This is a genomic window from Leifsonia sp. ALI-44-B, assembly GCF_001984125.1.
Classification (GTDB): domain Bacteria; phylum Actinomycetota; class Actinomycetes; order Actinomycetales; family Microbacteriaceae; genus Okibacterium.
Window position 1 is genome coordinate 906,658 of sequence record NZ_MTQL01000006.1, and the last position, 12,501, is coordinate 919,158.

The following is a 12,501-nucleotide window of genomic DNA, read 5'->3' on the forward strand; positions in this document are numbered from 1 at the left end:
CGCGGGCGAGGCGGCTGCGGCAGGGCGGAAGTGACGGACATCCCGTAACCGTAGAAGTGGCTCCGCTCCCCCCCACGTTGTGCACAGGAACACGTTGGAAACCGGCCTGTGGAGAACGGATCGCAGAGCTCGAAGCCCCACGAAAAGGTCCGGCCGACCCCCGCAGGAGTCGGCCGGACCGGTGAAACGTCGAGCAACTAGGCCAGCTCGTTGCCCTCCAGCATCTCGGTGACGAGCGCGGCGATGGCCGACCGCTCGGACCGGCTGAGCGTCACGTGCCCGAAGAGACGGTTGCCCTTCAGCGCCTCGATGACCGACGCGACGCCGTCGTGCCGCCCGACCCGCAGGTTGTCGCGCTGAGCCACGTCGTGCGTCAGCACCACGCGCGAGTTCTGTCCGATGCGGCTGAGCACGGTGAGCAGCACGTTGCGTTCGAGCGACTGCGCCTCATCCACGATTACGAAGGCATCGTGCAGCGAACGCCCGCGGATGTGCGTGAGCGGCAACACCTCGAGGATGCCTCGCTCCACGACCTCTTCGAGCACGTTGTTCGACACCACCGAACCGAGCGTGTCGAACACGGCCTGGCCCCACGGGTTCATCTTCTCGGCCGCGTCGCCCGGCAGGTAGCCGAGCTCCTGACCACCCACCGCGTAGAGCGGGCGGAACACCATGATCTTCTTGTGCTGCTGCCGTTCGAGCACGGCTTCGAGGCCCGCGCACAGGGCGAGCGCCGACTTCCCCGTCCCCGCTCGACCTCCCAGGCTGACGATGCCGACCTCCGGGTCGAGCAGCAGGTCGATGGCGAGACGCTGTTCGGCCGAGCGCCCGTGCAGCCCGAAGACGTCGCGGTCGCCGCGCACGAGCTTGAACTCGCGGCGTCCGGTGACACGGCCGAGAGCCGAGCCGCGCTCCGAGTGGATGACGAGACCCGTGTTCACGGGCAACTCCTCGACCTGCCGCGACAGCCCCACCTCGGTTTCATAGAGGTCGCTCATCTCGTTGGCGCTGAGTGAGACATCCGCCATGCCCGTGTAGCCGGAGTCGACGGCCTGCTCGGCGCGATACTCCTCGGCCGCCAGGCCCACCGACGCGGCCTTCACGCGAAGGGGCAGATCTTTCGAAACCACCGTGACGTCGAGCCCGTCACCGCGCAGATTCATGGCGACGGCCAGGATGCGCGAGTCGTTGTCGTTCAGCTGCAAACCGCTCGGCAGCACCTGCATGTTCGAGTGGTTCAGCTCGACGCGCAGGGTTCCCCCCTCGTCGCTGACCGACACCGGGAAGTCGAGCCGCTCGTGTTTCACGCGCAGCTCGTCGAGGATGCGCAGCGCCTGCCGGGCGAAGTAGCCGATCTCGGGGTCGTTGCGTTTGCCCTCGAGCTCGGAGACGACGATCACCGGGATGACGACGGCGTGTTCGGCGAACCGGAACAGCGCCTTCGGATCGGACAGCAGGACCGACGTGTCGAGAACATAGGTCTTCTCGGCGGTTTTGGCGCCGCGGGGACGCCTGCGCGAAGCGGCGGGGCTCTCCTGGCCCGCCGTCTCGGTGGTGCTCAGAATGTCTTGGGTTTCGTGCGCGGCCACAACCACTCCCACCCCGGGCGGCGAGCGCCCGGATCTCTTTTCGAGTCGGCCACGAAGCGGTTACGGGTCGAACTTATGTGGCCGTCTCGACCGGGCCCCATGCCCGATGAGTATGAAACTACGCGGTTGTAATTCGGTTGGCAAGACTCTTGCGTGGCAGCAGGTTTCCGTCAGATTAACGTTTGGAGACGGGCGGCAGAATGACCTCTACCTGGGCCCGGATCTGGGCGACGAGGCTCTCGACGCTGCTGGTTGCATTGGGGGTCGCGGCGAGCGTCGTGAACATGATCGCCGAGACGACTTGGGCGCGCGTCACTGCGTCGTCGGGTGTGACGGAGGCGAGACGGGTGAGCACGGCGGCAACGGCTTCGGCGGTGGCCAGGGAGTAACCCACGGCATCCCGATGGTGTGGTTCGTCGTGGTCGCCGAAGACGATCTCGCGCAGGTAGGTGCGGCCATTGTCGACCTGGGTGCGATTGCATTCGACGACGGGCGTGAGGATCGCCATGATCGCGTCGAGGGGGTCGTCGAGCGAGGATGCTTCGGCCGTGCCCCGCTTGAGGGCGTCGGCGTAGGCGGAGTTCTGCACGAGCAGCAACAGCTCGCCCTTGCTCTTGGCGTAGAGGAACAGTGTGCCCGTGCCGATATCGGCCGCGTCGGCGATCTGTTGAGTCGTCACGTCATCGATGCCGTGCTGCGAGAAAAGCTCACGTGCGGCGGCCGTGATGCGGTCGAGTTTGTCCTGCTTGTTGCGCTCGCGCCGGCCGGGCGCCGAAGAAGTGGTGGGCATATCCGTCCTCGAGGGGTAGAGTATGAGCGTACTCACTTTTGAGCGCACTCAGAAACGGGTGCACTCAGATCGCTCGTCATCATTCTCGCACGCGGATGTCCCGCATCCGTGTCTCTTCAGAAAGTGAACCCCATGCCCACTCTCACCGACGCCATCGTCCTCGTCACCGGAGCCAACGGGGGCATCGGCACGCAATTCGTGCACCAGGCCCTCGCCCGCGGCGCCGCGAAGGTCTACGCCAGCGCCCGCACGCCACAGACATGGGATGACGAGCGCATCGTCCCCCTCCCCCTCGACATCACCGACGAAGCGTCCATCCGTGCGGCCGTCGCGACGGCGGGCGACATCACCGTTCTGATCAACAACGCCGGAGCGAACCCCCCGAGCGCCAGCCTGCTCGACATCAGCGAAGAAGACATCCGTCTCAACATGGAGACGAACTTCGTCGGGCCCGTTCTGCTGGCCCGCGCCTTCGCCCCCACCCTCGTCGCCGCGCCCTCGGCCGTCCTCGTCGACGTGCACTCGGTGGCGAGCTGGTACGCCTTCGGCGGCGTGTACAGCGCCTCGAAAGCCGCCCTCTGGTCGGCTACCAACTCCCTGCGCCTCGAGCTCGATCCGCAGGGCGTGCATGTGGTCGGCGTGCACATGGGTTATGTCGACACCGCCATGGCCGCACACGCCGACGGGCCGAAGCTCACCCCGAACGAGCTCGTCGATGCCGTCTTCGCCGCGGTCGAGGCGGGCGCCTACGAGGTCATCGGCGACGAGCTGACGGCCGGTGTCAGGGCCGCCCTGAGTGCACCGCTCGAGGCGCTCTACCCCGAACTCGGCACGCACGGCGCCTGAACCCCACCCGATCACACAGACAGGAGACCCACCATGAGAGCGTTCCTCTTCGACGACTACAACCAGCCCCTCCGCGAAGCCGCCGTGCCCGAACCGGTCGTCGGCGACCACGACGTTCTGGTGCGCGTGCGTGCCGCGGGCGTCAACCACCTCGACGAGAAGCTGCGAACCGGCGAGTTCCGACAGATCCTCCCCTACCCGGTGCCTCTCGCGCTCGGCCACGACGTCGCCGGCACCGTCATCCGCACGGGTTCACAGGTGCGCAACTTCGCCCCGGGCGACGAGATCTTCGCGCGACCCCGCGACCATCGCATCGGCACATTCGCCGAACGCATCGCCATCGACGAAACGGATGTCGCACACCGACCGACCTCCCTCTCCGTCGTCGAGGCGGCCTCACTCCCCCTCGTCGCCCTGACGGCCTGGCAGGCACTCGTCGAACGCGGCCGCGTCACACCCGGACAGAAGGTCCTGATCCACGCGGGCGCGGGGGCGGTCGGCTCGGTTGCGATCCAACTGGCCAAGCACCTCGGGGCGCAGGTCGCCACCACCGCCTCGGCCGCCAACGCGGAGCTCGTGCGCGGGCTCGGCGCCGATACCGTCATCGACTACCGCAGCGACGACTTCGAGCAGCAGCTCTCGGGCTATGACCTCGTGCTCGACAGCGTGGGCGGCGAGACGCTCGAGAGGTCGCTGCGCGTTCTCGCGCCGAGCGGTCTCGCCATCGGCATCTCGGGCCCGCCCACACCGGCGTTCGCGAAGCAGGCCGGGCTCAACCCGGTCGTGCGGCTCGCCATTGCCGGCCTGAGCGGCAAGATCCGTCGCCAGGCTGCCAAGGCGGGCGTCGACTACGAGTTCCTGTTCATGTCGGCGAGCGGCAGCCAGCTCGCCGACATCGCGAAGCTCGTGGATGCCGGAGCCATCCGCCCCCTCGTCGGTGCGACATTCCCGTTCGACGACACCCCCGAGGCGCTCCGTCAGGTTGCGGCGGGACAGGTTCGCGGCAAAGCCGTCGTCACGATGCCGTAGCGCGCCTCAGTACGTGACGGCCGTGCCGAACGACACGAACGCGTCGCGCAGCATGGTCAAGGTCTCGTCGGTCGTGCCGGCGTGGCACGAGATGCGCACGCTCCCCTGGCGCACGGTCGCGGTGAGCCCGTGGTTGTGCAGGCTGGCCGTCAGCGGGTTGAGCTGGTCGTCCTCCAGGTCGAGGACCACCATTCCCGCGCGCTCGTGTTCGGCGCGCGACGACGCCACGGCCACGCCGAACTCGTCGGCCAGGTCGATGACCTGCGCGGTGCGTTCGGCGACGAGCGCGCTGACCTGGGGCACACCCACGGCGGCGAGATCTTCGAGCGCAGCCGCGAAGCGGGACTCGGCAACCTTGTCGGCATTGGTGGTCTGAAAAGCGCGCGCCGCCGAAGCGGGTTCGGACACGGCATCCCACCCGCCGGCCGTCGGGTCGTCCTCCTCGATGCCCGTCCAGCCCGAGAACACGGGCACGAGCTCGTGGATGGCGCGATCGCTGAGTGCCAGGAAACCCGTGCCCCAGCCGGCGCGCATCCACTTCTGGCCGCCCGTCGTCACGACATCCGCGACCTCGTAGGGGGCGTCGACGACCCCGAAACCCTGGATGGCGTCGACGATGAGCAAACGGTCGTCGCCGATGACCTGGCGGATGCCCTCGATGTCCGAGAGATACCCGGTGCGCGAGTCGACGAGGCTCACGGCCACGGCGACGGTCTGGTCCGTGAGCTGCTCGCGGATGCGCGCGGGCGTGACGCGTCCACCGTCGGTCTCGAGCCACGTCGGCTCGAGCACGTGCATGTTCTCGGCCGCGCGCTGAACCGCGAACGTGAGGCTTGGAAACTCGTGGGGTGAGAGCAGGATGCCGCCCGTCAGACCGAACATGACGTGCATGAGGCCCGTCGAGGTGTTCGGCTGCGTCACGATGTTCGAGGCGGGAAAACCCGTCATGACTGAGACGGCCTCGTGAAAGCGGGTGCCGGCGTCGAGGAGGGGTTCGAGGCTGCCGTGCCGCGCGCGACCCAACACCTCGGCTTGCAGCATCATTTCGGAACGCACGGCCTCGGACAGCGGCCCGATGCGGCCGTAGTCGAGGTAGCCGGGCTCTTCGCCGAATCCGGCGAGGTAGTCGTCGATGCTGCTCACGCGCGTGCTCCTTGCTGTGGGTGTGAGTCAATCCTGCCGTAGCCGTGAGGATGCCTCGAACCGGGTAGTAGCCGGGCAGCCGCCGGGTAGCTGCCTCTCAGCCGCCGTAACGCCGGTGGCGCCGCGTGTAATCGCGCATCGCGCGCAGGAAATCGACCTCTCGCAGGTCGGGCCCGAGCGCCTCGACGAAGTAAAACTCGCTGTGCGCGCTCTGCCACAGCATGAAGTCGCTCAACCGCTGCTCGCCCGACGTGCGGATGACGAGGTCAGGGTCGGGCTGCCCACCCGTGTAGAGGTGCTCGCCGATCAGGTCGGGGGTCAGCAACTCGGCGAGCTCCTCGAGCGCGCCGCCCTGCAGGTGGTGGTTCTCGACGATGCGGCGCATGGCATCGACGATCTCGGTGCGGCCGCCATAGCCCACCGCGAGGTTGACGTGCAGGCCCTTCTTCTGGGCCGTGCGGCGTTCGGCGGCTTCGAGCGCTGCGATCAGCGGCTCGGGCAGGCCCGCATTCGAACCCACGTGTTTCACGCGCCAATCGCGGTAGTGCGAGAGATCTTCGGCGAGATCGGCGATGATCTCGACGAGGGCGTTCAGCTCGTCGCTCGAGCGGTTGGTGAGGTTGTCGCTCGACAGCAGGTAGAGCGTGACGACCTTGACGCCGATGTCGTCACACCACTCGAGGAACTCGCGCATCTTGGCGGCGCCCGCTCGGTGACCGTGCGCGGCTGTCTCGTAGCCGAGCTGCTTCGCCCAGCGCCGGTTGCCGTCGATGATCATGGCAACGTGCTCGGGCGGCTGATGCCCGACCAGATCCTTGCGCAGGCGCTTCTGGTACAGGTTGTACAGGAGTCCCGGGCGGGGCCGATTCTCTCCAGTTTTCACAACGCTACGTTAGTGCACGATCCCGTGAGAGTCCGCTCACCGGAATACGACCTGTCGTAGTCTGACGGTATGTCTCAGGAGAACACCCCGCACCGCCCGCATCCCGAGCACCCGGGCGATCCCATCGAAGACACGCGCGACCGGCTCGAGCATCCCGTATCGGCCGCTGACCAGGCTGTCGCGCACGATGACGCCAGTGGCCCCGAGCTGCCCAACCTGCCGCTCATCGACGCCTCGCCGGCCGACGCCGCCGAGGTCAAACCGACGTGGCGCGGATGGCTGCACGCGGGCATGCTGCCCGTCTCCCTCGTCGCCGGCATCGTGCTCATCAGCGTGGCCCAGGGCGCGCCGGCCAAGTGGAGCTCGGCCGTGTTCATGGTGTCGTCGCTGCTGCTCTTCGGCAACTCGGCGCTCTACCACCGCTTCAATTGGAAGCCGCGCGCCAAGATCATCCTGAAGCGCATCGACCACGCCAACATCTTCCTGCTGATCGCGGGCAGTTACACGCCCATCGCCGTGCTCGCGCTGCCGCCCGCCAAGGGCACGCTGCTGCTCAGCCTGGTGTGGGGCGGCACGGTGCTGGGAATCGCCTTCCGAGTGTTCTGGATCGGCGCGCCGCGGTGGCTGTACGTGTTCCTCTACCTGGCGCTCGGGTGGGCCGCCGTCATGTACCTCGGCGACATCCTGGAGTCGAACGCCCTCACGATGATCCTGGTCATCGTGGGCGGGTTGTTCTACACGGGCGGGGCGATCATGTATGCGATGAAGCGGCCGAATCCGTGGCCGGGGCACTTCGGTTTCCACGAGCTGTTCCACCTGTGCACCGTGCTGGCGTTCATGTGCCACTGGGTGGCCATTCTGCTGCTCGTCGTGGACCCGACCTATAACGCCTAAACCGCGCTCGACCCGGCCACGATTGTCTGAGCCGGGTCAGCGGCGCTACCGCTCAACGATCGCGTGAGTGCCGAGCGAGTGCGATGCCGTTCAGCGGGTGCGCGGGTCAGTGAACCGGTCGTCGTCGGCCTCGCCGGTGGGGCGGCCGCCGTTCTCGTCGCTCGCGTGCGACCGCTCGTCGGGCGCCACATAGGGCTGCCCCGTGCGCTCGGCCTCCTCGCGCGCGGCGACCTCGTCAGCCAGGCGCTCGGCGATCTCACCGCGATAGGTGGCACGACGGATGCGGCGCACCATGTCCACGATCAACAGAACGACGACGACAACGACGAGGAACGGCACGAGGAATCCGAAGATGCCGGGCGTGACCTGGTCGGGGTCGACCTTGAGCGTCGGGGTCGGGCTGGGCGTGGGGCTCACGGCCGCGTAGGCGGCATCCCGGATCGCGGCGGTCAGGGCGTGGGTCATTCGGTGTCCTCGATTCCGGTGAACAGGTCGGTTTCGGAGTCGAGGGTCTCGACATCCGACCAGACGAGTTCGAAGTCTTCATACGGCCAGGCGGTCCGCTGCAGGTCGTTCGACCAGAAGAAGAAGTTGCTGTCGGGCGAGACCTGGCAGGCGTGCGAGCGCAGGGCCTGGTCGCGCACCTCGAAGAAGTCGCCCGCCGGAACGTGCGTGGTCGACGTGTCGGGGCGGTCCTTCATCCACTCGAGCGTGCCCTGCAGCTCTTCGAGCAGGGGCGACTCGGGGTCGGTGCGGTGCAGCTCGTCGACGTTGGCCTTCATGCGCGGGTAGTTGAAGATGCGGTCGTAATAGAGCTTCGTCACCTTCCACGGCTCGCCCAGCTCGGGATAGAGCGTCGGTTCGGCGGCGGCCTCGATGGCGGCGACCGAGATCTGGTGGGTGCGAATGTGGTCGGGATGCGGGTAGCCGCCGTTCTCGTCATAGGTCACGAGAACCTGCGGCTTGAACTCCCGGATCAGCTTGACGAGCGGCTGGCGCGAGATCTCGAGCGGGATGCTGGCAAACGAGTTCGCGGGCAGCGAGCCGTCTTCACGAGCCATCCCGGAGTCGACGTAGCCGAGCCAGCGGTGTTGCGCGCCGAGGGCCTGCTGCGCGGCCGCCATCTCGAGGCGCCGCAGCCCCGGCAGGTCGCGTTCGGCCATGGCCTGGCGTTCGAGATTCGGGTTGAGGATGTCTCCCGCCTCGCCTCCCGTGCAGCTGACGATCATCACCTCCCGCCCGAGCGAACGGTAGTAGGCCACAGTCGCAGCCCCCTTCGACGATTCGTCGTCGGGGTGGGCGTGAACGGTCATCATTCGCAGGGTCACGAAGCGGTCTCAACTCTCAGCATTTGGCAATAGCCTTGTAGGACAAGCGTAATCGTTCCGCGTGTGGAGACTGATCCGATGTCACAAGTTGAGGGCCCGTCCGGCCGTCGTCCCGGTCAGGGGCGCCAGGGTTCGGGCAGTGGTACTCCCGCGACGGGTTCGCGTTCCTCCGACATCCCCGTCGATGCCGCTGAGAGCGGCTCGGTCAGAAGCGGTGTGACCGGAAGCAGTGTGACCGGAAGCAGTTCGGTCAGAAACAGTTTGGTCGTCGAGGACGATGTCGCGGCCGAGGACGGTGCCTTCGGCGCTGAACGACCGAGACTTCCCGAGCCCGTCGTAGCCGCCGGCAACGAGTCGATTGCCGAGCGCTATGGCCGCGGTCGCCGCACTCGCTCTCGCGAGAAGACCGTGCTGGCGATCTTCGGCGGACTCATCGTCGTCGTGTTCGCAGCCTGGGTGCTGTGGGCGGGGCTCGATGGCAACGCGCCGGCGCTCGAGGCCCGCGACATCGGGCACAAGGTGGTCGACGAGCACCAGGTGCAGGTCACGTTCGAGGTCACGGCCGAGCCCGGCACGCCCATCAACTGCGTCGCTCAAGCCCTCAACGAGGAGTTCGCTCCCGTGGGTTGGAAGGTGCTCGAGATTCCGGCATCCGAGCAGCGCACGCGCCAATTCACGACGGATGTCTTGACGACAGAACTCGGCAACACCGGGTTGATCTACCGTTGTTGGCTCGCCTAGACTGACCAGCTAATACGTTTTGACTTCCAGCGCCCCGGCCTTCGTCGGGGCGTTCGTTACTGTTAGGAGTTCCTCGTGGCCGATCAGACCGACGTCACCTTCCTCACCCAGGACGCGTTCGACCGTTTGCACGCCGAGCTCGACCGCCTGTCGACGACGGGTCGCGAAGAGATCGCCAAGCGCATCGAGGCGGCTCGCGAAGAGGGCGACCTGAAGGAGAACGGTGGCTACCACGCCGCCAAGGACGAGCAGGGCAAGCAGGAGGCACGCATCCGCACACTGACCGCCCTGCTGCGCGACGCCAAGGTCGGCGTCACGCCTGAATCGTCGGGTGTCGTCGAGCCCGGCACCGTCATCACGGCCAACGTCGCGGGTGGCAGCGAGGTCTTCCTGCTCGGCAACCGCGAGATCGCCGCCAACAGCGACCTCGACGTCTACAGCGAGAAGAGCCCGCTCGGCGAGGCCATCCTCGGCCTCAAGGTCGGCGAGAAGACCAGCTACACGGCGCCCAACGGCAAAGAGATCTCGGTCGAGATCGAGAAGGTCGAGACCTACGCCGGCCAGTAGCCGGCCCGCTCTCCTCCTCGACCTTGCTTAGTCGCACAGGCCCCGGTTCCGCCGGGGCCTTTTGCGTGTCGGCTGACACGACGCGGACAGCCCCGAGGGGCTCAGTCGTCGAGGATGTGCGGGTCGTAGCCCGCGGCGCGCAGCGTGTCGACGACATGCTGACGGTGCTGCGGGTCGCGCGTCTCGACGCTCAACTCGAGCTCGACCTGGCCGATCTGTAGGCCGTGACCGTGCCGCGTGTGCAGCACCTCGATCACGTTGGCGTTGGCGGCGGCGACGAGTTCCGACGTGCGCGCCAGCTGGCCCGGGCGGTCGGGCAACGGGATGCGCAACGTCAGGTAGCGATCGGATGCCGCCAGGCCGTGTGCGATGACGCGCTGCATGAGCAAGGGGTCGATGTTGCCGCCCGACAGGATGAGAGCGGTGGGCCCCGAAGCCGTCACTTTGCCCGCGAGCACGGCCGCGACACCCGCCGCACCGGCCGGTTCGACGACCATCTTGGCGCGCTCCAGCAGCACGAGCAGGGCCTTGGCCATGTCATCTTCGGTGACCGTGACGACCTCGTCGACATAGTCGCGGATGATCTCGAAGTTCAACGCTCCGGGGCGCCCGACCGCAATGCCATCCGCGATGGTCGGGTTGACCGTGATGGTGGTCGGCTCCCCCGAGGCGAGCGACGGCGGATAGGCGGCGGCGTTCTGGGCCTGCACGCCGATGACGCGCACGACGCGACCATCCTTGGCGGCCCGCTGCTTGACCGCTGCCGCGACGCCCGCGATGAGCCCACCGCCGCCGATCGGCACGACGATCGTCTCGAGGTCGGGCACGCTCTCATAGATCTCGAGGCCCAACGTTCCCTGGCCCACGATGATGTCGGGGTGATCGAACGGCGGGATGAAGATGGCGCCCGTCTCTTCGGCGTAGGCGGCGGCCGCACGCAGGGCCTCGTCGACGGCCGTGCCGCCCAGCACGACCTCGGCGCCGTAGTTCTTGGTGGCCTGCAGCTTCGGCAGAGGCACACCCATGGGCATGAAGATGGTCGAGCGGATGCCCAGCTCCCGCGCCGCGAACGCCACACCCTGGGCGTGGTTGCCGGCCGACGCCGCCACGACACCGCGCGCGCGTTCCTCGGCGGTGAGCTGCGACATCCGGTTATAGGCGCCTCGGATCTTGTAGGAGCCCGTGCGCTGCAGGTTTTCGCACTTCAGGTAGACGGGCTGGCCGAGCAATTCAGCGAGGTAGCGGGATGATTCGAGCGGCGTGTCCTGAGCGACCTTCGCCACGACGGTGCGTGCCGCCTCGAATTGCTCGAGCGTGGCGATCAGACCGCGTTCGGACGCGGAACCGGTGTCGGACGCGGCCTCGGAGAGCCCACCGCCCACCGATTCGGCGACGAGTTCGTCTTCGACATAGGTGCGGGAATCTTGCGTGTCACTCATTCGGGAGCCTGAGCGCCTTTCTTGCGAGCGGATGACCCGACGCGCGGGTTCCGCGGAACGGTTTGCCAGAGCGCAGAGCCCGGGACGACCTGGGGAGATAGCCCCGGCGTCTTCCAGACTCCGCTCGCGACGTAGCGCACCATCACGTTGATGACGGCGGCGATCGGAACCGCGAACAGGGCGCCGGGGATGCCGGCTAAGAGAGTGCCGCCGGCCACGACGAGCACGACGGCGAGCGGGTGCACCTTGACGGCGCTGCCCATGAGGAGGGGCTGCAACACGTGGCCCTCGACCTGCTGCACGAGCAGGACGATGCCGAGCATGAAGAGCGCGATCGCCCAGCCGTTGTAGACCAGGGCGATGAAGACCGCGACGGCCCCCGTGACGACGGCACCGACGATGGGCACGAACGCGCCGAGGAACACGAGCACGGCGATGGGGGCGGCGAGCGGAACTCCCAGAGCGAAGGCGCCGATGCCGATGCCGGCCGCGTCGATCGTGGCGACCAAGATCTGGGTGCGGGCGTAGTTGGTGAGCGTCGACCAGCCGGCCGTTCCGGCCCCGTCGACGGCGCTGCGGGCGCGGCGCGGCATGAGCCGCACGACCCACCGCCAGATGCCCCGGCCGTCGATCAGGATGAAGAGCAGGCAGAAGAGCGACAGGAACACGCCCGTGGCGACGTGCCCGAGGGTCGAACCGATCGAGAGCGCGCCGCTGACCAGAACTTGTGAGTCTTGTTGGATCGAGCCGAAGAGCCCCTGGATCCAGGCGTTGATGTCGGCCTCGGTGACGTGCAGGGGCGACTGCAGCAGCATCTCTTTGAGGTCGTCGAACGACTGCACCGTGCGATCACGCACCTCGCCGAACTGGCGGGAGATCTGCCAGATGGCCAGGGCGAGCAGGCCCGAGACCGCCACGAGAGCACCCAGCACGGCCGCCGCGATGGCCAGACCGCGCGGCCACTTGTGCCGGTGCAAGAAGTTGACGAGCGGCGTGAGCAGAGCGGCCACGAGCACGCCGATGAGGAGCGGGATGACGATCAATCGAAGCTGGATGACGAGGAAGACGGCGAGCGCCGTGACCCCCGCGATGACCAGGATGCGCCAACCCCACGCCCCGGCGATGCGCATGCCGCGCGGCACCGCGTCCTCATCGACACCGGAGTCTTCGATCACGACGACGGGCTCGTCGGACGGGGTCTGGAACAGGCGCTGCCACCAACTGCTCTTCGTCGTGTCGCTCATCGCTCAAG

At 67.5% G+C, this 12,501-nt stretch carries 13 protein-coding genes; 5 read left to right on the top strand and 8 right to left on the bottom strand.

Annotated elements, in window-relative coordinates; genetic code table 11:
- Positions 1 to 197: 197 nt before the first annotated feature.
- The gene (gene phoH2, locus ALI44B_RS05240; RefSeq protein WP_496507416.1) at positions 198 to 1,589 is read right to left on the bottom strand and encodes an RNA 5'-3' helicase PhoH2; all 1,392 of its coding nucleotides are present in this window, start codon (positions 1,587 to 1,589) and stop codon (positions 198 to 200) included.
- A 175-nt stretch (positions 1,590 to 1,764) separates the two neighbouring features.
- Entirely contained in the window at positions 1,765 to 2,379 is a 615-nt protein-coding gene (locus ALI44B_RS05245; RefSeq protein WP_077053603.1) for a TetR/AcrR family transcriptional regulator, read from the bottom strand.
- 132 nt (positions 2,380 to 2,511) lie between these two features.
- On the opposite strand from ALI44B_RS05245, the gene ALI44B_RS05250 reads away from it, so the two are divergent.
- Together ALI44B_RS05250 and ALI44B_RS05255 are read left to right on the top strand one after the other, a co-directional pair.
- Complete coding sequence (locus ALI44B_RS05250; RefSeq protein ID WP_077053604.1) at positions 2,512 to 3,225, top strand: SDR family oxidoreductase; 714 nt, start codon at positions 2,512 to 2,514, stop codon at positions 3,223 to 3,225.
- 33 nt (positions 3,226 to 3,258) lie between these two features.
- Positions 3,259 to 4,254, top strand: coding sequence for an NADP-dependent oxidoreductase (locus ALI44B_RS05255; protein WP_077053605.1), 996 nt, complete (start codon positions 3,259 to 3,261; stop codon positions 4,252 to 4,254).
- 6 nt (positions 4,255 to 4,260) lie between these two features.
- On the opposite strand, the gene ALI44B_RS05260 is transcribed toward ALI44B_RS05255, so the two are convergent.
- Positions 4,261 to 5,397, bottom strand: coding sequence for an aminotransferase class V-fold PLP-dependent enzyme (locus tag ALI44B_RS05260; protein ID WP_077053606.1), 1,137 nt, complete (start codon positions 5,395 to 5,397; stop codon positions 4,261 to 4,263).
- Positions 5,398 to 5,494: 97 nt separating this feature from the next.
- Positions 5,495 to 6,280 (bottom strand): isoprenyl transferase, encoded by a 786-nt coding sequence (locus tag ALI44B_RS05265; protein WP_077053607.1) that lies wholly within the window; start codon positions 6,278 to 6,280, stop codon positions 5,495 to 5,497.
- A 69-nt stretch (positions 6,281 to 6,349) separates the two neighbouring features.
- Between ALI44B_RS05265 and trhA the strand changes: the two genes are divergently transcribed.
- The gene (trhA, locus tag ALI44B_RS05270; protein WP_083709551.1) at positions 6,350 to 7,174 is read left to right on the top strand and encodes a PAQR family membrane homeostasis protein TrhA; all 825 of its coding nucleotides are present in this window, start codon (positions 6,350 to 6,352) and stop codon (positions 7,172 to 7,174) included.
- Between the two features lie 90 nt (positions 7,175 to 7,264).
- Here trhA and ALI44B_RS05275 read toward each other — a convergent pair whose 3' ends face one another.
- The gene (locus tag ALI44B_RS05275) at positions 7,265 to 7,639 is read right to left on the bottom strand and encodes a hypothetical protein (protein ID WP_077053608.1); all 375 of its coding nucleotides are present in this window, start codon (positions 7,637 to 7,639) and stop codon (positions 7,265 to 7,267) included.
- Positions 7,636 to 8,502: a mycothiol conjugate amidase Mca gene (gene mca / locus ALI44B_RS05280; RefSeq protein ID WP_238592080.1), complete on the bottom strand. Its 867-nt coding sequence runs from the start codon at positions 8,500 to 8,502 to the stop codon at positions 7,636 to 7,638. The genes ALI44B_RS05275 and mca overlap by 4 nt, the downstream gene beginning before the upstream one ends.
- Positions 8,503 to 8,580: 78 nt before the next feature.
- Between mca and ALI44B_RS05285 the strand changes: the two genes are divergently transcribed.
- Positions 8,581 to 9,243, top strand: a complete 663-nt coding sequence (locus ALI44B_RS05285) for a DUF4307 domain-containing protein (protein ID WP_083709553.1) — start codon at positions 8,581 to 8,583, stop codon at positions 9,241 to 9,243.
- Between the two features lie 75 nt (positions 9,244 to 9,318).
- A complete protein-coding gene (gene greA / locus ALI44B_RS05290; protein ID WP_077053611.1) occupies positions 9,319 to 9,810 on the top strand; it encodes a transcription elongation factor GreA in 492 nt (163 codons plus the stop codon).
- Positions 9,811 to 9,911: 101 nt separating this feature from the next.
- Here the strand turns inward: greA and ilvA are convergent, their stop codons facing one another.
- Entirely contained in the window at positions 9,912 to 11,249 is a 1,338-nt protein-coding gene (ilvA, locus tag ALI44B_RS05295) for a threonine ammonia-lyase (RefSeq protein WP_083709555.1), read from the bottom strand.
- On the bottom strand, positions 11,246 to 12,493 hold the full coding sequence (locus ALI44B_RS05300; protein ID WP_077053612.1) for an AI-2E family transporter: 1,248 nt from the start codon (positions 12,491 to 12,493) through the stop codon (positions 11,246 to 11,248). Before ALI44B_RS05300 ends, ilvA begins: the two co-directional genes overlap by 4 nt.
- Positions 12,494 to 12,501 lie beyond the last annotated feature (8 nt).

What these genes read in the sequence shown, in the direction of transcription:
- trhA (WP_083709551.1), top strand. Translation starts at nt 6,350, where the DNA reads ATGTCTCAGGAGAACACCCCGCACCGCCCGCATCCCGAGCACCCGGGC.
- ALI44B_RS05250 (WP_077053604.1), top strand. Translation starts at nt 2,512, where the DNA reads ATGCCCACTCTCACCGACGCCATCGTCCTCGTCACCGGAGCCAACGGG.
- ALI44B_RS05245 (WP_077053603.1), bottom strand. Translation starts at nt 2,379, where the DNA reads ATGCCCACCACTTCTTCGGCGCCCGGCCGGCGCGAGCGCAACAAGCAG.
- ALI44B_RS05275 (WP_077053608.1), bottom strand. Translation starts at nt 7,639, where the DNA reads ATGACCCACGCCCTGACCGCCGCGATCCGGGATGCCGCCTACGCGGCC.
- ALI44B_RS05285 (WP_083709553.1), top strand. Translation starts at nt 8,581, where the DNA reads ATGTCACAAGTTGAGGGCCCGTCCGGCCGTCGTCCCGGTCAGGGGCGC.
- ALI44B_RS05300 (WP_077053612.1), bottom strand. Translation starts at nt 12,493, where the DNA reads ATGAGCGACACGACGAAGAGCAGTTGGTGGCAGCGCCTGTTCCAGACC.
- ALI44B_RS05255 (WP_077053605.1), top strand. Translation starts at nt 3,259, where the DNA reads ATGAGAGCGTTCCTCTTCGACGACTACAACCAGCCCCTCCGCGAAGCC.
- ilvA (WP_083709555.1), bottom strand. Translation starts at nt 11,249, where the DNA reads ATGAGTGACACGCAAGATTCCCGCACCTATGTCGAAGACGAACTCGTC.